A 22,636-nucleotide genomic window follows, 5' to 3' on the forward strand; every position below is an offset into this window, starting at 1 on the left:
ATGTTTCAGATTGCGTAAAGGCCCGTCCGACGGTCAGATAATGCGTGGTTCGATTTCCAGATCGACGCCGAAGCGGCGCTTGATATCGTCCTGAATCAACCGCGCCAGCGCCAGAATCTCTGCCCCACTAGCAGCCCCATAATTGACCAGCACAAGCGCCTGATGCTGATGCACGCCAGCATCACCCTTGCGGTAGCCGCGCCATCCTGCCTGATCGATTAGCCAGCCCGCTGCGAGCTTCACGCGGCCTTCCGCCTGTGGATACAGGACAGCACTTGGAAACGACGCTTTCAGCGCTGCAGCCTGTTCACTGGAAATCACCGGGTTCTTGAAAAAGCTGCCAGCGTTGGGCAGCACCTTGGGATCGGGGAGCTTTTCGGCGCGGATGGCACAGATGGCGTTACTGACGTCTTGCGGTGTCGGGCTATCGATTCCGAGCAGCTGCAGTCGCTGCTGGATAGGACCATACTCCAAGCGCAGCGATGGCTGGCGACTCAGCCGAAAACGCACGCGTAGGATGATCCACCGATCGAGTGACTGCTTGAAGCAGCTTTCCCGATACCCGAACGCACAGGCGGCCGCATCGAAGTCGACGAGCTTACCGGACTGCCGGTCAAGCGCAGTCAGGCCTGAAAATACGTCCTTAATTTCGACGCCATAGGCGCCGATGTTCTGAACCGGCGCAGCGCCCACGGTGCCGGGAATGAGGCTCAAATTCTCCAAACCGTAGAAGCCCATTTCCAGGGTTTGCAAAACGAACGGATGCCAGGGCTCCCCCGCTTCGACCTCGACTGTCACCATAACGCCGTCATCGCTCACGAGCCGGACACCACGACTCGCCATGTGCAGCACCAATCCTTCAATGTCCTGGCTAAATAGAACATTGCTTCCGCCGCCAAGCAGTGTGACCGGCAGCGAGTGGCGGCGCGCGTGGTCGAGCGCTTGGACGACTTCACTATCGTCGGATACCCGGACGTACTGCCGAGCCGTCGCCTGGAGGCCGAACGTATTCAGTGATGCGAGTGGAAAATCGCGTACATAGTCGGGTGTCATGACCGGTCCCTAACCTCAGCCAGTAAAGCGTCAGCGCCTTGCTCGATCATTGCCAACACACGGCTGAAACCGTCCTCACCGCCGTAATACGGATCAGGAACCTCACCCGGACCGATATCGTACCGACCCAGAAACAGATCCATTTCGGCGCGTGAACTTGGCTTTGCCAACCTGCGAATTTCTTCCAGATTCATGTGATCCATTGCCAGGATCAAGTCGAAGCGATCGAAATCATCCGGTCCGAACTGGCGAGCACGCAACGAAGACAAGTCGTACCCGCGACTGAGGGCCGCCCTTTGTGTCCTTGCATCGGGCGCCTTGCCGATATGCCAGCCGCCCGTCCCGGCGGAGTCGATAAGTACACTATCGGTCAAGCCTGCTTGCTGGATCTTGCTTCGGAATACGCCTTCAGCGGTCGGTGAGCGGCAAATATTGCCGAGGCAGACGAACAATATCCGCATCATGCGCCGAGCAAGCGACGCACGCGCTCGAGATCTTCAGGCGTGTCGACGCCTGCGGGCGGCGCCTCCAAGGCATCGGCGACGTGGATTCGGACGCCGTGCCACAACGCGCGAAGCTGCTCGAGCGATTCGCACTGCTCCAACCAACACGGGCCCCAGGCCACGAAATCGTGAAGAAAGCCCGCACGATAGGCATAGATACCAATGTGGCGACGGTAGGGAACACCTTCCGGAAGCACGTCGCGACGCTTGGCGAGTGCATCGCGCGCCCAAGGCAAAGGTGCCCGGCTGAAGGTCAAGGCCAGACCATTCAGATCGCTCGTGACCTTAACCACATTGGGATTGAACAACGCGTCTACCTCATGGAGAGGCTCCGCGAGCGTGGCGATACCCGCTTCCGGATGCGCCGCGAGATTCGCGGCGACCTGATTCACGATGACCGCCGGAACGAGCGGCTCGTCGCCCTGCACATTCACGACAATCTCGTCATCGCCCAGGCCCAGCAGGCTGGCAACCTCCGCCAAGCGGTCGGTTCCAGACTGGTGATCCTCTCGCGTCAGCAGAACGTTCGCGCCAAACCCCTCGCACGCCGAGACGATCGCCTCATTGTCGGTCGCCACAACGACGTTCGCGGCAGCGCTTTTGCGCGCCTGCTCCCATACGTGCTGCACCATAGGCTTGCCCGCGATGTCTTGCAGGGGCTTTCCCGGCAGGCGAGTCGAGGCATACCGAGCGGGAATGACGACGGTAAAACCTGCACTCATTTATCAAGCCGCTCTTCAACGTTCAACGTACGCGCCTCGCTTTCCAGCATGACGGGGATGCCGTCGCGAACAGGGTACGCGAGGCCGTCTGCCTTGCAGATCAGCTCGGACTTGTCGTCGGACAGTTTCAGCGGGCCCTTGCACAGCGGGCAAGCCAGTATGTCGAGCAGTTTGGGATCCATAGAGGGTTCCTCTGAAATCGTTTCGGTGATCAGTGTCGCCCAGCGAGCAGGCGCGGAAGCTGCGCGTCGAACCATGCGCGAAACCCCGCCGAAGGGACCGCTTGAACCTCCAGATACCACCAGTCATCGCGGGCGAAGGGTGCGCATTTGACCGCGTCTTTTTCGGTCATGACGACTGGAAGGGAGGGTTCGAAGGCGAGTGCGTCGGGCGTGAACTCCGCATGGTCGGGAAAGGCGTGAGGTACAGGTCGGCAGTTTAGCGTTTCAAGGGTACGGAAGAAACGCTGGGGATTGCCGATACCCGCAACGGCATGAACCGTCTGACCCGCGAAATGAGTGGGAGACACCCGCTCATGGGTGACTAGGTTGACCAGCGCGCTGGGTTGCAAGGTCATACCGAACCCGCGCGCCGAATCATTCTCGGCACCATTGCATAGGACCGCGTCGACCTCGGCCAAACGCTCGACCGGCTCGCGTAGCGGACCTTCGGGAAGACAACGCTTATTACCCAGACCCCGCGCCGCATCGATGAGTACCAGCTCCAGGTCCCGCGCCAGCCCGTAATGCTGTAGGCCATCGTCAGAAAGCAGCAAATCCAGCGGCTCCTGCTCCAACAACGCTTTGGCACTACGCGCCCGCTGCGGGTCGATCATCATGGGCACGCCGGATCGTTGCACGATCAGCAGAGGCTCATCCCCCGCATGCGCTGCTGACTGGTGGGCAAGGATTCTAAAGGGGAACGCTGGCGGCTGAGCACCGTAGCCGCGACTGATCACGCCAACCCGTATCCCGTTGCGGCGACAGTGTTCGACGAGCCAGAGGATCATCGGTGTCTTACCGGTCCCACCGACCGTCACGTTACCCACCACCACCACTGGCACCGGCGCTCGATAGATGTCTCCTTCCCCGCGTAAATACCGCCGTCTTTTAGCGCGCACGATACGTCGGTAGATCCACTCTAAGGGCCGAAGCACGAAGAGCGCGGGATGCCCCTCGTACCACGCGGTGAGCAGACGCTCCGAAAGACTCACGGCTTGGCTTCGGCCTGAACGGTCGTGATGCGCAAGTGGGCGAATCCAAGCTTTCCAGCAGCGTCCATGGCCGTCACGACCGCTTGGTGCGGGGTATTGGCGTCGGCACTGATCGTCACTGGCTGAGCGGTGTCACCGCCAGACTCACGCTGCAGCGCTGCCTGCAAACCTTGCAGGTCGCTACGCAGCAGTTCTTGGCCATTCAATGCGTACTTGCCGTCGGCGCTGATCATGATTTCCAGCACCGGATTGGCGGACGCCGTCGGCTCGGCGCTGTCCGCTTCGGGCAGATTCACTTGAAGCTGCGTTTCGCGGGTGAACGTAGTGGTCACGACAAAAAATAGCAGCAGAATGAAGACGACATCGATAAGGGAGGCGAGATTGATCTCGACGTTCTCCCGCTCCCGGCGGCGACGGAATTTCACGCCTTCTCCTCGCTCAGATCGACCTCGCGATCGCCCTGGACGACCTCGACCAACTTAATCGCCTCCTGCTCCATCCCTACGACCAGCTCATCGATGCGACGCGTCAGGTAGCGGTGAAAGAACAAAGCGGGGATCGCCACGATCAATCCAGCCGCCGTTGTGATCAGAGCGGTTGCGATGCCACCGGCGAGTTGACCGGCATTGGTCATTCCCGACCCCATGAATGCACTGAAGATCTCGATCATGCCGATGACCGTGCCTAATAAACCAAGCAATGGGGCAATGGCGGCTATCGTGCCAAGGACGGTCAGGTAGCGCTCAAGCTCGTGAATGACACGCGAAGCGGCCTCCTCGATGCTTTCCTTCATGATCTCGCGGCCGCGCTTAGAGTTAGCCAGTCCCGCCGCAAGGATCTCGCCCAGCGGCGCCTGTGCGCGAAGCTCCTTGAGCTTGTCGTTGCTCAGCTTCCTCTCTTTGATCCAACGCCATACCTGCCCAAGCAGGTGCGGTGGCGCTACACGACTGGCGCGCAAGGTCCATAGTCGTTCTGCAATGATTCCAACAGCCGCGATAGAACACAGAATGATTGGCAGCATCATCCAGCCGCCTGCCTTGACCAGCTCCCACACGATGGACCGCTCCTGTTCGCAAAGGGCGTCACTCTAGCATAGGGCCCATGACGGAAAGAGGGATAACGCTCGCATTTAACGCCAGAAGACAACGTGATCGCGGCGCGTGAGTATCGCCTTTCCATGCGTTCCCAGCTGGATATGGATCGCGCCCGTTGCGGCAGTATCCAGTACCTCGACCCCATGCGCATTGAGGCGACCGATAACGTCGGGGTGTGGATGGCCGTAACCGTTGTGTTTGCCCCGTGAAATCAGCGCGACGGCAGGTGCGACCGCGTCGAGAAACGGGTCGCCGGTACCGGTCTTGCTGCCGTGATGTGCCGCTTGCAACCACCGGGAAGGTAGGTTCCAGCCGCTTTCGATAAGGCGCTTTTCAGTGGCCATATCGACATCCCCCGTCAGCAGAACCGACTCACCATTCGCTTCCACCCGAAGCACACAAGACGATGCGTTGCTGTCGCTCGGCGCTGGGCTCCGCCAGGTCGTGAACGTTACGCCATTCCAGCGCCATGATTCCCCGCCGCAGGATTGTGCATTCAACACCGCGGGTAGCGCCTCTGGCTCTCCACTGCTGACTCGGAGGATCGGCATTGTAGAATGCAACGCCAGTGCGCCACCTGCGTGATCGGCATCTGCATGACTCAATAACAATTCATCCAGTCGATGAACACCTAACGCTCGAGCATTTGGCAGGACGACCCGGGCCCCAAGGTCGAAGTCGCCGAATCGCGGCCCTGCATCGTAGACCAACGCATGATCGCGGGTCCGAATAAGTACCGCTTGCCCTTGCCCGACATCGAACATCCAGACATGAGCCTGGCCTTCCGGGACCTCCTCTGCCGGCGCGAAGAACAGCGGCAGAAGCAGAATGCCTCCCAATAACCGCCCTGGTGTGCCTGCCGGCAGCAGAAGGCAAATCGCGCCCAGTCCACCCAGCAACCAGCCCCACCACGGCACATGTACTGGAAGCCAAACGGGAATTGCATCGGCTATCACCGCCAAGATTCGGAACAATAGCTCTAGGAGAAAACCGGCCAACCACAGCAGACTCGATCCGACCCAGGGAATGGGCAATAGCAAACACCCTAACAAAGCAATCGGCACAATCCCCACGCCGACCCAGGGAACCGCGATGAGATTTGCAATCGGACTCGAGAGGCTCACGGGAAGCCCGAGTATCAATAAAAAGGGAAGCAGCCCCACCGTGACCGTCCACTGTGCTCGCCAGGCCGTCGCGAGCATGCCCAGAGCACCAAGACGACCTACGAAGGCCAACGCCAAGATGGAAACCGCACCGAACGAGAGCCAAAAGCCGGGTTGAAGCACGGCCAACGGCTCGGCGAGAAGAACGACGTTCAACGCGACGAGCAATGGCAGCACGATGCCTAACTGACGAAATCGCCAACGCCAGAGCAAAACCAACGCGACCATTACACAAGCCCGTCGAACCGGGACCTGGAAGCCTGCCATCAGCCCATAGGTCAACGCTGCCAAGAACGCGGCGATGCATGCGCACGGGATCCAGGGCCATTGCCTGGGCCACAGCCCAAGACGCGCCATACCGAAAAACAAGCCATACACCAGGCCCGCGACCATGGTGATGTGCTGACCCGAAATAACCATCAGATGGATGGTTCCGGTAGCCTGTAGCAACGTCCAATCCGCGCTCGAAAGCCCAGATCCATCCCCCACGATCAATGCAGCCAATGCGCCTTCGCGACCATAGGCGTCCTGCTCGAACAGCGCCTGCCTTATCGAATCGCGCAATCCGTTCAGGCCGCCTGGCGCCGCCACCTGCTCACCGGCCTTCACGGTTCCCGTCGCGCCAATACGACGCGCTAACAACCACGCCTCGTAGTCGAACCCAACCGGATTCACCAGCCCGTGCGGCGCCCTCAGTGTCACGGCGACTCGCAGATGTTCTCCCGCTTTGAGGTCTGGACCACCACGCCAAGAAAGACGCAGCAAGGACGGCAATTCGGCGCGTCGCGATCGCGCATTCGCGAGCTCGAACCGCACCCCATCTGCCGTCTGTTCAGGAAGGCCAACCACGTTCCCGGTAACCCACAGGGTGCGCCCGTCTAAAGCCGGCGCGAGCCTGTCATCCAGGGCGTTCTGCGCGGAGAAGCAGGCCCAGGTGAAGCCCAGCAGAAAAAAGGAAAGTACGAACGCGCGCGACAGCAGAAATACCGGCGAGACGACCGCGAGCAAGGCCAGAATCCATCCCGGCGGCAGGCTTGGCAAAAACCTCAATGAAACAAGGCCGGCCGCTAACGCCAACAGGGCTAGGCGCATCGGAAATCCTTTTCCTTTGGCTTTCAGCGAAGAAGAGCTACTGGCGCTTTATAGGTTCAAACGCGCCGCGAGCAGGGACGGCACCCTATCAAACACACGCCGGCTGCGGAGGAACTGGTGCACGGTCTGACCAGCGCCTAGGGTCTGTTGCCGCTTCGTTCGCGGCCGCAACGACGCCGCGCGCCAAAACAGGCCCGTCCCTACGGGTTGCGCGGGAAATGGCCTCCGCTGTCGTTGCAGGATTTGGCAAGGGAATAGCCATTACCTGCATCCTGCGCCTAACCGGAGGCCATCTCTCGCAGCAACGCGGCTCGCGACGAAACGGCAACAGACCCTAGCCTACGCCATCTACTCGTAGCGCAATGCTTCGGCTGGCTGCGTCTGTGCGGCGCGCCTTGCGGGATAGAGCGTCGCCAGGAAACTGAGCAGAAATCCCGCCGCGCAGATCAAGGCGACATCTCCCATCTGCAATTGGGACGGTAGCGAATTCACAAAGTAGATGTCGGAGCTGAACACGTGTTGCCCGGTTACCCGCTCGATCCAGTTCACGACTTCACTGACGTTCAACGCCAACAAAACGCCGAGAATGCCGCCGGTCAACGTCCCGACACTACCAATCACCGTACCCTGCACCATGAACGTCGCCATGATCTGCCCAGGGGTCGCGCCAAGTGTGCGCAAGATGGCGATATCCGCCTGCTTGTCGGCCACCACCATGATCAGCGTGGCAATGATATTGAACGCGGCGACAGCAATGATCAGCAGCAACAAAAGCCCGATCATGGTCTTTTCCATCTTCATCGCAGCAAACAAACTGCCCTGGCTCTTCGTCCAGTCGCTTGCCGTGAAATCGGCACCCAAGCGACTGGCAAGGTCAGCGGACACTTGCGGCGCTGCGTACAGATCCTTCAGTTTCAGCCGGAGAGACTCGACCTTTCCGGGCTCGTTACGCTGAATTTGTTCGGCATCGGCGATGTGGATGAGCCCTAATGACCCATCTATTTCCGCGCCTACCTTGAACATGCCAACGATGGTCAGGCGGTGCATACGCGGCGTAACGGCGCTTGACGTCGCGCTGACTTCCGGCACGATCAGGGTCAGACGATCGCCCATCCGCAAACCGAACCGACGAGCGACCAGCTCGCCGATCACGATGCCGAACTCTCCGGGCTGCAGGGCGTTCAATCGACCTTGCGTCACATGGTCAGCAACGATCGACACCTTGGATTCCTCCGCAGGATCGATGCCGTGAATCTGCACCGGTTGCATCGAACCATGGAACGACAGCATGCCATCGAGCTCCGCGAACGGAACTGCGGCTTCGACACGCGGATCGGCCGTCAAGGCCTTTGCCTGTACCCGCCAATCGTCCAATGGCTCGCCCGCCGTCACCACGGCGTGCGGCACCATGCCGAGGATGCGCGAGCTCATTTCCTGTTGGAACCCGTTCATCACCGACAGCACGACAATCATCGCCATGACCCCCAGTCCAAGGCCGATCATCGAGGTTAGGGAAATGAAAGAAATGAAGTGATTGCGGCGCTTGGCCCGCGTGTAACGCGCGCCGATAAAAATTGCGAGAGGCCTGAACATGATCCGTTATGCCTCCACCAGATGGCCTTCCTCGAGGCGCAGCACCCGATCCATCTGGTGCGCCAGCTCCAGGCTGTGGGTGACGACGAGAAACGCGGTCCGTGAGGACTGGCTCAACTCCAGCATGAGTTCTTGAATGCCCTGGGCCGTGTGCTGATCGAGGTTACCTGTGGGTTCATCGAGCAGCACTAGTGCAGGCTGATTGACCAATGCACGGGCAATCGCCACCCGCTGACGCTCACCTCCAGACAACTCGCTTGGCTTGTGGTCCAGCCGGTGACCGAGGCCGACGCGCTGCAAGAGCGTGGACGCACGTTGGCGGGCTTCAGGAATCGGCATTCGTCCTATCAACAACGGCATGCACACATTTTCCAGCGCGGTGAATTCCGGCAGCAAATGGTGAAACTGGTAGACGAACCCCAGCGAGCGGTTGCGCAACATCCCCCGCGCCTTCTCGCTGAGCGACGAAAGCTCCTGTCCGGCGAGCCACACGCTCCCCGTGCTCGGCGTATCAAGGCCGCCCAGCAGGTTGAGCAGCGTACTTTTGCCCGAACCTGAGCTGCCGACGATGGCGATACGCTCACCGGCGCGAAGCTCGAGCTGTACACCCGTCAGCACACTGACTGTTTGCGGACCTTCCTCGTATTGCTTGCCCAGATCGCGGCAGCTGAGTACGGAATCATTCATGACGCAAAACCTCCGCAGGCCGGGTGCGCGCAGCACGCCAGGCGGGATATAGGGTAGCGAGGAAGCCCAGAACCAGGGCTGCCGAGCAAATCAATATCACGTCCGAAACCAAGACCTCGGACGGCAGATAATCGATGAAATAAACGTCTGCGCTAAGGAATTTGTGCCCCATTACACGCTCGAGCAATGCGATGCCTGCACTGACGTTGAGGGCGGCGAGCACACCCAGCACGCCGCCAATCGCCGTGCCAAAGACACCGATGACCGTGCCTTGAACCATGAAGATGCGCATGATCTGGCCGGGCGTAGCGCCAAGCGTGCGCAGGATGGCAATGTCGGAACGTTTGTCGTTAACGACCATGACCAGCGTGGAAATGATGTTGAAAGCCGCGACCGCGACAATCAGCAGTAACAGCAGACCGATGATGGACTTTTCCATGCGAATGGCCTGGTAGAGATTGCCATGCGTGCGCGTCCAATCACGGGCGTAATAGCGTTGGCCGAGTTTTTCTGACAACTCCCAACCGGTTTGCGGCGCTTGGAACAAGTCCTCGAGCTTCAAACGGACGCCTTGCACCTCATCACCTGGCCAGCGCTTCAGGCGGGCGGCGTCGTTGTAGTGCGTCAGTGCAAGATAACCGTCCAACTCCCCTGCTCCGACGTGGAACAGGCCGACTACAGTGAAACGCTTCATGCGCGGGAACATGCCCGCTGGCGTGACGGAAACCTCGGGCGCGACAAAGGTGACCTTGTCACCGACACCGACACCCAGACGCTTGGCCGCCGTATCCCCTAGCACGATGCCGAACTCGCCCGGCTTCAGCGCATCTAGCGAGCCCTCGCCAGGCTTGAAAAAGCGATTGATGATGGACACCTTCGCCTCTTCGGCCGGATCGATGGCGTCAACCAGCACCTTTTGCGCTTCTCCGGTGCTGGTCAACAATCCTTGCATTTGCGTGTAGGGCGCCACAGCCAGAACACCGCTATGCGCTTGGAGCTCTTTGGCGAGGCTGCGCCAGTCCTTGATAGGCTCGGGCGATTCAACGCTGACGTGAGGCACGAGCCCTAGCACGCGTTCGCGCATTTCGCGGTCGAAGCCGTTCATCACGGACAGCACGACAATCATGACGAGTACGCCAAGTGCCAGGCCGATGATCGAGGTCAAAGAAATGAAGGAAACGAAGTGGTTTCGACGCTTGGCCCGCGTATAGCGCGAGCCGATGTAGAGGGACAGCGGTCTGAACATGTAAGGCCGATTCGCTGGATGAAAGCAGGAATGCAGGGCTTGGACAGGCTCCCTAAAAGGAGGTGCCGTGCGAGCCGTCAATGAATGTTGCGACGCTGCATTCATCATGAACGCCGGGCACACCGGCGGGCTACAGAGGCCTGATACACTCGCTCAGTCAACGCAGCCACGGGATCACCATGTCGACACACGAAGCAGATGATCGGCGCGAATACTATCGCATCGAGGATTCCATAGCACTGGAAATTCAGCCGCTTGCGGTCGAGCCCCTACCCACGGAAGACTTTCGGCAAGACGATTCCACATTATTCAATCTGCTCGCCGATCTGCACGCCATGGACTTCGAATCCCAGCACCTGCTGCGCCAGATCGGCGAAAAGGATCGCGCCACCGCAAGCTACCTCAAAACCATCAATAAACGGGTAGACCTGTTAGGACGCGTGGTCGCGCAGCACTTGCTGCGCGATGTAGGCCCGCCACGGCGCGTCATCCTTTCCGAGGGTGGCATACGCTTCTCCGATGAAAACGAGTACCCCGCCGGCATGCGCCTTACGATGCGTATCGTATTGCTTCCACAGGCCTTGGGGTTGCAGCTCAACGCTAGAGTATTGCACTGCCAGCCCCGCGACACCGGCGGGTTCGACATCGGTACGGAATTCGAAGAAACCACGGATGCGCAACGGCAACTGCTGGCACGCCATATTCTCCAGCGGCAAGCCCAGGCCAGGCGACTCGCCCGCGAGCAGGCGGAGCCCTCCCTGTGATCCGTTGCTTCAAGCTGCTGCTGATGGTCATCACCTGGTCAAGCATGAGTGCTTCCATGGCCGAGACGATTACCTTGCCGATCGGCGCGCAAGGCGCGAGCGGCATGGCTATTCCAACGAACGGCATGTCTCGACAAGCTGTGCTAGAAAGATATGGCCTCGCGGACGACGAGCACGACCCCGTTGGCAAGCCGCCGATCCAGCGTTGGGATTATCGCGAGTTCAGCGTCTATTTCGAGGACGATAGGGTCGTTAACAGCGTCCGCCATCATCAGCCCCGCATGCAGAAGGAAGAATGACGTGACGCTCATTTATGGACACCGCGGCGCCAAGGGCGAAGCGCCGGAGAACACACTGGTTGGCTTTCAAACCTGTCTCGAGCATGGCGTGCGCCGCTGCGAGCTCGACCTGCATCTGTCACGTGATGGCGAACTCATGGTGATCCATGATCCCACCCTGCGCCGTACGACTGGCCGTCGCGGTAAGGTCGCTGAACAACACTCGGCGGATTTGATCAACGTCGACGCACGTCACGGTGGGCCGGGTCATATCAAGCCAGCGCCAATTCCGACATTGGATGAGCTGTTCGAAAAGTGCCCGTTCGAACATTGGCAGCTGGAAGTAAAAAGCGCCTCGCGCGTCAGAGCCGCCAGAACGGTTCAGGCGATCGAAGCGCTCGCGACCAAACATGGATTGCTCGACAAGATCACCGTCACGTCGAGCTCTCGAGAAGTGTTGCGGGCGCTACAACGGCTAACTCCCAACATCTCGCGCGGCCTCGTCGCGGAATACGCCTGGATTGATCCGCTGAAAGCAGCTAAAGCGTACGACTGCAGCATCCTGGCGCTGAACTGGACGCTATGCACGCCTGAACGACTACTAAAGGCCCAAAAACAGGGTTTGCATGTCTCGGTCTGGACGGTCAATGAAGCAGCCCTGATGCGCCGGCTTGCCGACTTCGGCGTCGACAGCATCATCACCGACTATCCGGGGCTGGCGGTAAGGACATTGCAGCGTTAGCAGGGAAAGGCCGGCCCTCTGGTTTTCACTGAACGCGACGGCCGCCGAGAAAATTGAGTTGCCCCTATCAGGGTATCTGCGGGCAAGCCGATCGCTGCCCAGCCCGCTCCTACAAAAGCGTCGTAGTCCGTGGCTTCCCAAGGTAGCAAGCTAAGCTCACTCTCTGTAGGGGCGGGCTTGCCCGCGAACGAAATCGGTCAGACGGTGAAGTGGCAACAGTAATACCGCATTCGCGAGCAAGCTCGCTCCTACAAAAGTGCTGTAGTCCGTGGCTGCCTCGGCTAGCAGGCCAAGCCCACGCTCTGTAGGAGCGGGCCGGGCCGCGGCTGGCGCTAAGCCAACCTAGAACAGCCGATTCAACCCATCGAACGCCGCGACGCGATACGCCTCGGCCATTGTCGGATAGTTGAACGTGGTGTTGATGAAGTACTTGAGGGTGTTGGCTTCGCCCTTCTGATTCATGATCGCCTGGCCGATGTGGACGATTTCCGAAGCCTGGTAGCCGAAGCAATGCACGCCAAGCACTTCGAGTGTTTCGCGGTGGAACAACAGCTTCAGCATCCCTACCGGCTCATGGGAAATCTGAGCCCGCGCCATACTCTTGAAAAACGCTTTACCCACTTCATAAGGCACCTGAGCCTGCGTCAACTCACGCTCCGTCTTGCCCAGCGAACTGATTTCCGGAATGGTGTAGATCCCGGTAGGGATGTCATCCACCTCCCGCCAGCTGCCGTTCTCCACGATGCTACCTGCGGCGGAACGACCTTGGTCATATGCAGCGCTGGCGAGGCTAGGCCAGCCGATCACGTCTCCGGCACCGTAGATATTGCCGGCTTCGGTACGGTAGCACTCGTCGACCTGAATCTGTCCGCGGCTGTTCACCTTGACGCCGACGTTCTCCAACCCAAGCTTGTCTGTGTTACCGGTCCGACCGTTACACCACAGCAATGCGTCGGCCTTGATCTTCTTGCCGGACTTCATATGCAGTACGACACCGTGATCCTGCCCTTCAACGCGCTCGTACTCTTCATTGTGCCGAACGACTACATTGTTGGTTCGTAGGTGGTAGCTGAGCGCGTCCGAGATTTCGTCGTCCAAGAAGCTGAGCAACTGATCCCGCGTGTCGATGAGGTCGACCAGAACACCAAGGCCGCTGAAAATCGAGGCGTATTCGCAACCAATGACACCTGCTCCGTAGATCACTAACCGGCGCGGGGTGTGGTTCAAACTCAGAATGGTATCGCTGTCGTAAACACGAGGATGCGAAAAGTCGATGTCCGCAGGCCGATAGGGACGCGACCCGGTCGCAATAACGAATTGCTTGGCGATCAGCGTTTCCATCATGCCATTCAGGCAAACAACCTGAACGGTCTGGTCATCGGCGAAACTCGCGGTACCAAAGAAGGTGTCGACCCGGTTTCGAGCGTAGTAGCTCGTCCGGGATGCCACCTGCTTGGAGATGACTTTTTCCGCACTCCTCAACACATCCGGAAAGGAGAACCAACGCGGCTCGCCGATCTGGCGGAACATGGGATTGTTGTTGAACTGCATGATCTGCCGAACCGAGTGGCGCAGCGCCTTCGAAGGGATCGTTCCGAGATGGGTGCAGTTGCCGCCAACCAAAGGGCGGTTATCCACGACCGCCACCTTGCGTCCGGCCTTGGCAGCGTTCATGGCTGCCCCTTCACCCGCCGGTCCAGAGCCCAGCACCACCACATCGTAGTTATAGACAGCCATGTTTACTCCTATTCACGCAGAAACACGTTCTCGTGCACCCGCTGGATCGTTGCAGACCTGCGACTGAGCGCCGCAGGCCCGGCGCCGGTGCGCATCGTAGCGCAGTTCGCTTCGTTCTTGCAGGCTTGAGGCCGCGCAGCGGGGCCCCTATCGAGCTCCATCTTTGCCTCTTGCTATTGCTGACCTTGACTGGAAAACCATCGTTCAGAGCGATAACAAGAACCGCTAGAACATCGAAATCCAGTTTCTTGCGCAGGCGTGTCTGGTGAACAAAGTACATTTTCTGTCGTGCAATAAAGAAGGGAGCCCTGAGGCTCCCTTGCTTTTCGACCAACATCGTTACGCGCGGGGGAAATCCGCGGGCTTCACACCGGCCATTTCTTCGAGAACGCGAACGACCTGGCAGCTGTAACCGAACTCGTTGTCGTACCAGACGTACAGGACGACACGATTGTCGTGGCAGATGGTCGCTTCGGCATCGACGACACCAGCGTAGCGCGAACCGACGAAGTCGCTGGAAACCACTTCCGGCGAGTTCACGAAGTCGATCTGCTCGTGCAGGTCAGAGTACAGGGCCATGTGGCGCAGGTACTCATTGACTTCTTCGCGATCGGTGGCCTTCTCAAGGTTCAGGTTCAGGATCGCCATCGACACGTTTGGCGTCGGTACGCGAATGGCGTTACCCGTCAGCTTGCCCGCCAATTCCGGCAGTGCTTTGGCCACGGCCTTGGCCGCACCCGTCTCGGTGATCACCATGTTCAGCGCCGCACTGCGGCCACGGCGATTGCCTTTGTGGAAGTTGTCGATCAGGTTCTGGTCGTTCGTGTACGAGTGAACCGTTTCAACGTGGCCGTTGACGATGCCGTACTTGTCGTTCAGCGCCTTGAGCACCGGGACGATAGCGTTGGTGGTGCAAGATGCCGCGGTGACGATCTTGTCTTCGTCGGTGATCGTACCGTGGTTGATACCGTGCACGATATTCTTCAGCGCGCCCTTGCCAGGTGCCGTCAGAATCACGCGATCGACGCCCGGGCACTTGAGGTGCAGGGACAGACCTTCTGCATCGCGCCACTTACCGGTGTTATCCACAACCAGCGCGTTGTTGATGCCGTACTGGGTGTAGTCAACGGTGGACGGATCGTTCGAATAGATCACGTGAACCAGGTTGCCGTTGATCAGCAGGTTGCTGTTCTCTTCGTCGACGATGATAGTGCCATCGAAGGAGCCGTGTACCGAGTCACGGCGCAGCAGGCTTGCACGCTTGGAGAGATCGTTGTCGGCACCTTTGCGCACGACGATCGCACGCAGACGCAGGCCTTCGCCGCCGCCAGTCTTCTCGACCATGATGCGCGCCAGCAAGCGTCCGATACGGCCAAAACCATAAAGGACGATGTCACGGCCTTTGCGATCGCTGGAACCTTGCTTGCCGATGACATCGGCCAGTTCTTCGCGGAGGAATGCTTCGACGCTGCGGCCGTTTCCTTCTTCCTTGAACTTGACGGTCAGGCGGCCAAGATCGATGGTCGCCGGGCCCAACTTGAGCTCGCTCAACGTTTTGAGCAGCGGGAAGGTTTCCTGAACGGACAACTCGACTTCGTCCGCCTGGCGGTGACGAGTGAAGCGGTGTCCCTTCAATAGATCGATGACGGAGCGGTTGATAAGGCTGCGACCGTACAGGGTGATCGCGACGTTATTGTTCCGGTAGAGCTGACCGATCAGCGGTATCATGGCCTCCGCCAGAGCTTCACGATCAATCCATTCACCAAGACACTGGTCGGGCTTTTGAGTCACTGTCGTACCTTCCTATGTAGGGGCTGAAAACAGGGGCTACATTATGACGACGCCTACTGAAGACGGCAATCTGCAGCCGGGGGGAACAATTGATGACGCCTCCCGATCACACTGACAGCGCATCTCTTGGATAGTTACAATCGCCGCGCCCGAATTCTGAACGGAGCCATCCTCTCACGTGTCTGTATTGCGCCTTCCAACTCTGCCCAACGCGGCAGGCAAGCAACAGTGGGGTAATCTTCAAGGGGCCGCACTGCCTCTGGCGATTGCCGAGTCCGCCAGCGCCGCCAAGCGTTTCACGTTGTTGCTGACAGCGGACAGTCAGACGGCCGAGCGCTTCGAGCAAGAGCTCAAGTTCTTCGCCCCAGATCTCCCAGTGCTGCATTTCCCCGATTGGGAGACGCTTCCATACGATGTGTTTTCGCCGCACCAAGACATCACTTCGCAGCGTATCGCCACACTGTATCGGCTGCCGGAGCTTACCCACGGCATTCTCGTAGTCCCTATCGTGACGGCGCTACACCGATTGGCGCCAACCCAATTTCTGCTGGGCTCGAGCCTAGTACTCGACGTAGGCCAACGCCTAGATGTCGAGCAGATGCGTCTACGTCTGGAGGCCGCCGGCTATCGCTACGTGGAGACGGTCTACGAGCATGGTGAATTCGCCGTTCGCGGTGCGCTCATCGATCTATTTCCGATGGGCAGCGCACACCCTTACCGAATAGACCTGTTCGACGACGAAATCGAAACCCTGCGTACGTTCGATCCCGAAACCCAGCGCTCGATCGACAAAGTGGACTCCGTCCGCCTGCTGCCCGCCCGTGAGTTCCCGCTCCGCAAAGAAGCCGTGACCGGCTTTCGTGCGCGCTTTCGCGAGCGCTTCGATGTCGACTTCCGTCGCTGCCCGATCTACCAGGATCTGTCCACCGGCATCACTCCAGCGGGCATCGAGTACTACCTGCCGCTGTTCTTCGAAGAAACTGCGACGCTGTTCGACTATTTGCCACAGGACACTCAGGTGTTCTCCCTCGCCGGTATCGAGCAGGCCGCGGACCAGTTCTGGACGGACGTACGCAGCCGCTACGAAGATCGCCGCTACGACCCGGAACGGCCACTGCTCCCGCCGAATGAGTTGTTTCTGCCGGTGGAAGACTGCTTCGCGCGACTGAAGAACTGGCCGCGTGTCGTAGCCGGCGCGGACGACATCGAGCCGGGCGTGGGACGGGAACGCTTCGTTACCCACCGTTTCCCCGAGCTTGCCATCGAGGCCAAAGCCACCGAACCGATGGGCGCGTTGCGCCGCTTCCTCGAAGGCTACGACGGCCGCGTGCTGTTCACCGCAGAATCCGCGGGTCGCCGTGAAGTACTGCTGGAAATGCTGGCGCGACTGAAGCTCCAACCGACAGAAGTCGACAGTTGGTCGGCCTTCACTTCGTCCGCAGATCGCCTGGCAATCACCATCGCGCCGCTCGACGACGGGCTGTTGCTCGACGACATTGCCCTGATCGCGGAAAGCCCACTGTTTGGCCAGCGCGTCATGCAGCGTCGGCGCCGGGAAAAAACGCGCGACGGTGGCGAAAACGTCATCAAGAACCTCACCGAGTTGCGTGAAGGCGCGCCGGTCGTCCATATCGACCACGGCGTCGGTCGCTACCTTGGGTTGATCACGCTGGAAATCGAGGGCCAGGCCGCAGAATTCCTGGCACTGCAATACGCCGATGAAGCCAAGCTGTACGTGCCGGTTTCCAGCCTGCACTTGATCGCGCGCTATACCGGGAGCGACGACGCCCTCGCCCCACTCCACCGCCTGGGTTCGGAAACCTGGCAAAAAGCCAAGCGCAAAGCGGCTGAGCAGATTCGCGATGTCGCCGCCGAGCTGCTCGACGTCTACGCCCGACGCGCCGCGCGCGAGGGCTATGCGTTCAACGACCCGAGAGCCGATTACGAAACCTTCAGTGCGGGATTCCCGTTCGAGGAAACCGTGGATCAACAGACCGCAATCGAAGCGGTCCGCGCCGACATGCTCTCGCCGCGCCCGATGGATCGTCTCGTTTGCGGCGATGTGGGCTTCGGCAAGACCGAAGTTGCCATGCGCGCGGCGTTCATTGCCGTCCACAGTGGCAAGCAGGTGGCGGTGCTCGTACCGACCACCCTCCTCGCCCAGCAGCACTACAACAGCTTCCGCGACCGCTTCGCCGATTGGCCCGTACGCGTGGAGGTGATGAGCCGCTTCAAGTCGGCCAAGGAAATTGAAGGCGCCGCCCAGCAGTTGGCCGAAGGCAAGGTAGATATCCTCATCGGCACGCACAAACTGCTGCAGGGGGATGTGAAGTTCCAGAACCTGGGCCTCGTCATCATCGACGAAGAGCACCGGTTTGGCGTACGCCAGAAAGAGCAGCTCAAAGCGCTGCGCAGCGAAGTCGACATTCTTACACTGACCGCCACACCGATTCCGCGAACGCTCAACATGGCTGTCGCTGGCATGCGTGATCTCTCGATCATCGCCACACCGCCAGCCCGCCGGCTTTCTGTGCGCACGTTCGTCATGGAGCAGCAGAACGCCGTCATCAAGGAGGCGTTGCTTCGCGAGCTGTTGCGTGGCGGTCAGGTCTATTACCTGCACAACGAGGTCAAGACGATCGAGAAGTGCGCTGCCGATCTTGCCGAGCTGGTACCTGAGGCCCGTATCGCTGTCGGTCATGGGCAAATGAACGAACGCGATCTCGAGCGCGTGATGAGCGACTTCTATCACAAGCGCTTCAACGTGCTCGTGGCGTCAACCATCATCGAAACTGGGATCGACGTTCCCAGCGCGAACACCATCATCATTGAGCGCGCTGACAAATTCGGCCTGGCTCAGCTCCATCAGCTCCGCGGCCGTGTCGGCCGTAGCCATCACCAGGCCTATGCTTATCTGCTGACGCCGCAGCGCAAAGGTATGACGCCGGACGCCGAAAAGCGCCTAGAAGCCATTGCCAACGCGCAGGACCTTGGAGCGGGCTTCGTTCTCGCAACGCACGACCTTGAGATCCGCGGCGCCGGCGAACTCCTGGGCGAAGGCCAGAGTGGCCAAATCCAAGCGGTGGGCTTCACGCTGTACATGGAAATGCTCGAGCGTGCGGTCAAGGCGATCCAGAAAGGCGAGCAGCCCAATCTCGAACAGCCCTTGGGTGGCGGTCCAGAAATCAACCTGCGCATTCCAGCCTTGATTCCAGAAGACTATCTACCGGACGTTCATGGGCGGTTGATCCTCTACAAACGTATTGCCAACGCGACCGATGAAGACGGGCTGAAAGAGCTGCAGGTGGAGATGATCGATCGTTTTGGCCTGCTACCCGAACAGACCAAGAACCTGGTTCGCCTGACCTTGCTGAAATTGAGAGCCGATGCGTTGGGCATTTTGAAGATCGATGGAGGGCCGCAGGGTGGCCGCATCGAATTCGCGGCCGATACGAAAGTCGACCCGCTGACGCTCATCAAGCTCATCCAGGGGCAACCTAATCGCTACAAGTTCGAGGGTGCGACACTCTTCAGATTCCAGGTGCCGATGGAACGGGCGGAAGAGCGCTTCAATGTCATCGAGGCATTGCTCGAACGCCTGGCGCCAGCCGAATAATCCACGCATGGCCATGGAAACGAGAGGCCGACTGGGCTGATGAAGCAGATCATCGAATGGCTGAAAACACACGATTGGCGTGAAGGCTTCGACGTCGGCGCGCTCAAACGAGGTGCAGCCTATGCCCAGCAGAAACGCGTGCGCGTCTTATCGTTGGAAGACGAGCGCATTCTGGCCACGTGCGAAGGCTCGGGCGAAAACGATTATCGGCAATCGATCTTCATCGGTCGCAGCGGCAAGCAGCTTCACGCCGCCTGCAACTGCCCCGTCGGGCTCAATTGCAAACATGCGGTGGCCGTCATCGAACACCTAATGGCGAACGACGGCATCGTGTCCGGCGGACCCGCCCAAGGGCTGTCGAAGCCGCTGCAAGAGTGGCTGCACAAGCTGCCGAAGGTCACGACCGGAACCGGACCCGCCTACCCAGAAGGCGAAATGTCGCGCCTGCATTACGAAATTTGGCCTGACACCGAGGCACGCCTTTACAAAGTGCGGCTCACGCCTGACGGGCAGATTGCCGAGGTGAAGGCTTACAACGCACTGCGTGATGCCATTGCCCGGCAACCGCGCTTCCTGCTACCGATAGACCTGCGCATCGCGCGTCTGGCATTGGGCGGCAGCGATTATCGCTACGGTAATTCGCTGACCTTGGCCGGTGAACTCGGCGCCGAGTTGCTTCCCCTGATCGTATCCACCGGGCGGGCGTTTCTGGACGTCGAAGACACCGAACCCCTTCGCTGGCATGAGCCGCTAAAGGCCGAATTCAGCTGGCACCAGAAGGAATCCGGCGAGTTCCTTCAGGAATGGCGTGTTGCCGGAGACGGCGACATCGAAGTGCTGACGTCCGTACAGCCGCTGCATTATCTCGATATCAACCAGTGCCGAGTCGGCTTGCTCGATTGTGATCAACCGCCCGAGCTGGCCAGTCACCTGAGCCGCATACCGGCCATTCCCGAGGCGCAGGCGGCTGCCTTTGCCCAGGCACTTCGTACGATCGCGCCGGAATTGCCCGAGCCAAAACCGCTCGCACGCCGTAATGTCGACGACATCCAACCGATCGCTCACTTAAGCCTCGGTAGTCACTTGCATACGAACTACGACACCCGTAGCGCGCGCATGATCAGCCAGGCTCAACACCGCGCCGGCCTTGCGTTCCGCTATGCAGGCACGTTGGTCCATGGCAAACCACTACGGGAAAATCGCATGCAGGTGCGCGTGGGCGATGAGTACCTGTCCATTGCTCGCCAACTGAAAGCTGAACAGGCGTTTCGCCAAGCGCTGTTACAAGCCGGCTTCCACGTCGCTTTGCGCCAAAGCCAGGCGCTCCCGGCAAATTCCGCGGAAATGTTCGAGATGCTCGACGAAAAGGCCTGGCTGACCTTCGTCGAGCACGAGCTGCCCAAATTGAAGGCACAAGGCTGGGAAGTCGACATTCGTCCTGGCTTCAATTTCGATCTGACTCCCGTCGAAGGCTGGTATGCGAATGTCGACGAATCGCCCGGCCACGAATGGTTCGACCTGGAGCTCGGCATCGTCATCGACGGGCAACGGATCAGCTTGCTTCCTGTCCTGCTCGGTCTGATCCGACGTAATCCCCAGCTGTTGTCTAGCGAGCGGTTGCAACAGCGCCCAGACGACGAGCAGGTACACCTTCAGATCGATGCACGGCGCGATGCGGAGGGTCGACCGGCCCAAGTCATGCTGCCATTCGGCCGGCTAAAACCCTTGCTCTCTCTGTTGGGCGATATCTATCTCCGGGATGCGAACGCGGCTCCCACCGAGCTACGCCTGGATGCACCCGATGCAGCGCGCCTGTCGGTGCTCGAAGGTTTACCGTTGGAATGGGCGGGCGGCGAACGCGTCCGTGAATTCGCTCAACGCCTGCATGCCTACGGCGGTACCGCCGTCGAGCCACCGGATGGGTTGAAGGCACAGCTGCGCCCCTATCAGCGTGAAGGGCTCGCCTGGATGCAGACGCTGCGCCAGCTACAAGTAGGCGGCATTCTTGGCGACGACATGGGGCTGGGCAAGACGCTCCAGACCCTGGCGCACTTGTTATCCGAAAAACAAGCGGGACGGTTGAGCACACCCTGCCTGGTCGTGATGCCCACCAGCTTAATACCCAATTGGCAGGACGAAGCCGCACGCTTCGCGCCGGACCTGCGCGTCATCGCCCTACACGGACCGCAGAGGCAGCGGGAATTCGGCCGGCTGGACCAGTACGACCTGCTGCTCACGACCTACTCGCTGCTACCACGCGACATCGCGACCCTGCGCTCGCAACGCTTTCATATCGTGGTTTTCGACGAAGCACAGAATCTCAAGAACCCATCGAGCAAAGCGGCCCAGGCGGCACGGCAGCTCCACGCCAACCAGCGGATGTGCTTGAGCGGCACACCGTTGGAAAACCATCTAGGCGAACTCTGGGCCCTGTTCGATTTGCTGATGCCCGGCTGGCTGGGGGACAGCAAACGCTTTTCCCAGGACTACCGGACACCTATCGAAAAACAAGGGGACGGGCAGCGTCTGGAACACCTTCGCGCCCGGATCAAGCCCTTTCTCCTGCGGCGGCGCAAAGAGCAGGTCGCCCGCGAGCTGCCGGAGAAAAACGAATTCGTGCATTGGGTCGAGCTCACCGATGCACAGCGCGATCACTACGAGACCGTGCGCTTGGCAATGGATAAGAAAGTACGTGAAGCGATTCAGAGCAACGGGATGGCCAGAAGCCAAATCGTCATTCTCGAAGCGCTGCTCAAACTTCGCCAGGTGTGTTGCGACCTGCGCTTACTCCCGGAAAGTGGCGAGCGAAAAAGCACAGCAAGCTCGGGCAAACTGACGAGCTTGATGGAGCTGCTTGATGAGTCCCTGACATCGGGTCGACGGGTGCTCCTGTTCTCTCAGTTCACCTCGATGCTGGCGCTGATCGAGGAAGAGCTGAAGAAGCGTGGGCAACCCTATCTCCTGCTGACTGGCGAAACCCGCGACCGACGCACGCCTGTCCAACGCTTCCAAAATCATGAAGTGCCTGTATTCCTCATCAGCCTAAAGGCGGGCGGAACAGGGCTCAACCTAACCGCCGCAGATACGGTCATCCACTACGACCCTTGGTGGAACCCGGCCGTGGAAAACCAGGCGACCGATCGTGCCTACCGAATTGGCCAGGACAAGCCGGTCTTCGTCTACAAGCTCATTACGCGGGGAACGGTCGAAGAGCGCATCCAGCAACTGCAGCAACGCAAGTCCGACCTTGCCAAAGGCCTCCTGGAAACGACAGGCGAAGGCGAATGGCGACTGCAACCCGATGATATCGATGCGTTGTTTGCGCCATTGCCTTAGGTCAGC

General features: G+C 59.7%; 18 protein-coding genes. 5 read left to right on the forward strand and 13 right to left on the reverse strand.

Annotated features, from left to right (window positions below; all coding sequences use genetic code 11):
• Positions 1–33: 33 nt before the first annotated feature.
• From murB to IEY47_RS01940, 11 genes are all read right to left on the reverse strand, one after another.
• Positions 34–1,053, reverse strand: coding sequence for a UDP-N-acetylmuramate dehydrogenase (murB, locus tag IEY47_RS01890; RefSeq protein ID WP_188981440.1), 1,020 nt, complete (start codon positions 1,051–1,053; stop codon positions 34–36).
• A complete protein-coding gene (locus tag IEY47_RS01895; RefSeq protein WP_188981776.1) occupies positions 1,050–1,514 on the reverse strand; it encodes a low molecular weight protein-tyrosine-phosphatase in 465 nt (154 codons plus the stop codon). Before IEY47_RS01895 ends, murB begins: the two co-directional genes overlap by 4 nt.
• Positions 1,514–2,278 (reverse strand): 3-deoxy-manno-octulosonate cytidylyltransferase, encoded by a 765-nt coding sequence (gene kdsB / locus IEY47_RS01900; protein ID WP_188981441.1) that lies wholly within the window; start codon positions 2,276–2,278, stop codon positions 1,514–1,516. Before kdsB ends, IEY47_RS01895 begins: the two co-directional genes overlap by 1 nt.
• Positions 2,275–2,460, reverse strand: coding sequence for a Trm112 family protein (locus IEY47_RS01905; RefSeq protein WP_188981442.1), 186 nt, complete (start codon positions 2,458–2,460; stop codon positions 2,275–2,277). The genes kdsB and IEY47_RS01905 overlap by 4 nt, the downstream gene beginning before the upstream one ends.
• A 29-nt stretch (positions 2,461–2,489) precedes the next feature.
• The gene (gene lpxK / locus IEY47_RS01910) at positions 2,490–3,491 is read right to left on the reverse strand and encodes a tetraacyldisaccharide 4'-kinase (RefSeq protein WP_188981443.1); all 1,002 of its coding nucleotides are present in this window, start codon (positions 3,489–3,491) and stop codon (positions 2,490–2,492) included.
• Positions 3,488–3,916, reverse strand: a complete 429-nt coding sequence (gene pocB, locus IEY47_RS01915; RefSeq protein WP_188981444.1) for a flagellar polar localization protein PocB — start codon at positions 3,914–3,916, stop codon at positions 3,488–3,490. The genes lpxK and pocB overlap by 4 nt, the downstream gene beginning before the upstream one ends.
• Positions 3,913–4,545 (reverse strand): flagellar polar localization protein PocA, encoded by a 633-nt coding sequence (gene pocA / locus IEY47_RS01920; protein WP_188981445.1) that lies wholly within the window; start codon positions 4,543–4,545, stop codon positions 3,913–3,915. The genes pocB and pocA overlap by 4 nt, the downstream gene beginning before the upstream one ends.
• A gap of 75 nt (positions 4,546–4,620) precedes the next feature.
• The gene (locus tag IEY47_RS01925; protein WP_188981446.1) at positions 4,621–6,840 is read right to left on the reverse strand and encodes a DNA internalization-related competence protein ComEC/Rec2; all 2,220 of its coding nucleotides are present in this window, start codon (positions 6,838–6,840) and stop codon (positions 4,621–4,623) included.
• A 348-nt stretch (positions 6,841–7,188) separates the two neighbouring features.
• Positions 7,189–8,433 (reverse strand): lipoprotein-releasing ABC transporter permease subunit, encoded by a 1,245-nt coding sequence (locus IEY47_RS01930; protein WP_188981447.1) that lies wholly within the window; start codon positions 8,431–8,433, stop codon positions 7,189–7,191.
• Positions 8,434–8,439: 6 nt separating this feature from the next.
• Complete coding sequence (lolD, locus tag IEY47_RS01935) at positions 8,440–9,120, reverse strand: lipoprotein-releasing ABC transporter ATP-binding protein LolD (RefSeq protein WP_188981448.1); 681 nt, start codon at positions 9,118–9,120, stop codon at positions 8,440–8,442.
• Positions 9,113–10,366 carry a lipoprotein-releasing ABC transporter permease subunit gene (locus IEY47_RS01940; RefSeq protein ID WP_188981449.1) on the reverse strand — a complete coding sequence of 418 codons (1,254 nt, stop codon included), beginning with the start codon at positions 10,364–10,366 and terminating at the stop codon, positions 9,113–9,115. The genes lolD and IEY47_RS01940 overlap by 8 nt, the downstream gene beginning before the upstream one ends.
• Before the next feature lie 179 nt (positions 10,367–10,545).
• Here IEY47_RS01940 and IEY47_RS01945 point away from each other — a divergent pair, with 179 nt between their 5' ends.
• From IEY47_RS01945 to IEY47_RS01955, 3 genes are read left to right on the forward strand one after another with little or no spacing between them, the layout of a single operon-like run.
• Positions 10,546–11,130, forward strand: a complete 585-nt coding sequence (locus tag IEY47_RS01945; protein WP_188981450.1) for a PilZ domain-containing protein — start codon at positions 10,546–10,548, stop codon at positions 11,128–11,130.
• Between the two features lie 23 nt (positions 11,131–11,153).
• Positions 11,154–11,429 (forward strand): phosphodiesterase, encoded by a 276-nt coding sequence (locus IEY47_RS01950; protein ID WP_188981777.1) that lies wholly within the window; start codon positions 11,154–11,156, stop codon positions 11,427–11,429.
• Between the two features lies 1 nt (position 11,430).
• On the forward strand, positions 11,431–12,150 hold the full coding sequence (locus IEY47_RS01955; protein WP_188981451.1) for a glycerophosphodiester phosphodiesterase: 720 nt from the start codon (positions 11,431–11,433) through the stop codon (positions 12,148–12,150).
• 342 nt (positions 12,151–12,492) lie between these two features.
• Here the strand turns inward: IEY47_RS01955 and sthA are convergent, their stop codons facing one another.
• Both sthA and IEY47_RS01965 read right to left on the reverse strand, forming a co-directional pair.
• Positions 12,493–13,887 (reverse strand): Si-specific NAD(P)(+) transhydrogenase, encoded by a 1,395-nt coding sequence (sthA, locus tag IEY47_RS01960; protein WP_188981452.1) that lies wholly within the window; start codon positions 13,885–13,887, stop codon positions 12,493–12,495.
• Between the two features lie 339 nt (positions 13,888–14,226).
• A complete protein-coding gene (locus IEY47_RS01965) occupies positions 14,227–15,678 on the reverse strand; it encodes a glyceraldehyde-3-phosphate dehydrogenase (RefSeq protein ID WP_188981453.1) in 1,452 nt (483 codons plus the stop codon).
• Between the two features lie 178 nt (positions 15,679–15,856).
• Here IEY47_RS01965 and mfd point away from each other — a divergent pair, with 178 nt between their 5' ends.
• Positions 15,857–19,294 (forward strand): transcription-repair coupling factor, encoded by a 3,438-nt coding sequence (gene mfd, locus IEY47_RS01970; RefSeq protein WP_188981454.1) that lies wholly within the window; start codon positions 15,857–15,859, stop codon positions 19,292–19,294.
• A 39-nt stretch (positions 19,295–19,333) separates the two neighbouring features.
• Positions 19,334–22,630, forward strand: a complete 3,297-nt coding sequence (locus tag IEY47_RS01975) for a DEAD/DEAH box helicase (protein WP_188981455.1) — start codon at positions 19,334–19,336, stop codon at positions 22,628–22,630.
• Positions 22,631–22,636: the final 6 nt, after the last annotated feature.

Source organism: Pseudomonas matsuisoli (genome assembly GCF_014647635.1).
GTDB classification, from domain to species: Bacteria; Pseudomonadota; Gammaproteobacteria; order Pseudomonadales; family Pseudomonadaceae; genus Pseudomonas_P; species Pseudomonas_P matsuisoli.

Coding starts and splice junctions, on each gene's coding strand:
- IEY47_RS01975 (WP_188981455.1), top strand. CDS start 19,334: ATGAAGCAGATCATCGAATGGCTGAAAACACACGATTGGCGTGAAGGC.
- IEY47_RS01950 (WP_188981777.1), top strand. CDS start 11,154: ATGGTCATCACCTGGTCAAGCATGAGTGCTTCCATGGCCGAGACGATT.
- lolD (WP_188981448.1), bottom strand. CDS start 9,120: ATGAATGATTCCGTACTCAGCTGCCGCGATCTGGGCAAGCAATACGAG.
- murB (WP_188981440.1), bottom strand. CDS start 1,053: ATGACACCCGACTATGTACGCGATTTTCCACTCGCATCACTGAATACG.
- IEY47_RS01905 (WP_188981442.1), bottom strand. CDS start 2,460: ATGGATCCCAAACTGCTCGACATACTGGCTTGCCCGCTGTGCAAGGGC.
- IEY47_RS01940 (WP_188981449.1), bottom strand. CDS start 10,366: ATGTTCAGACCGCTGTCCCTCTACATCGGCTCGCGCTATACGCGGGCC.
- IEY47_RS01930 (WP_188981447.1), bottom strand. CDS start 8,433: ATGTTCAGGCCTCTCGCAATTTTTATCGGCGCGCGTTACACGCGGGCC.
- IEY47_RS01925 (WP_188981446.1), bottom strand. CDS start 6,840: ATGCGCCTAGCCCTGTTGGCGTTAGCGGCCGGCCTTGTTTCATTGAGG.
- sthA (WP_188981452.1), bottom strand. CDS start 13,887: ATGGCTGTCTATAACTACGATGTGGTGGTGCTGGGCTCTGGACCGGCG.
- IEY47_RS01945 (WP_188981450.1), top strand. CDS start 10,546: ATGTCGACACACGAAGCAGATGATCGGCGCGAATACTATCGCATCGAG.
- kdsB (WP_188981441.1), bottom strand. CDS start 2,278: ATGAGTGCAGGTTTTACCGTCGTCATTCCCGCTCGGTATGCCTCGACT.
- IEY47_RS01895 (WP_188981776.1), bottom strand. CDS start 1,514: ATGCGGATATTGTTCGTCTGCCTCGGCAATATTTGCCGCTCACCGACC.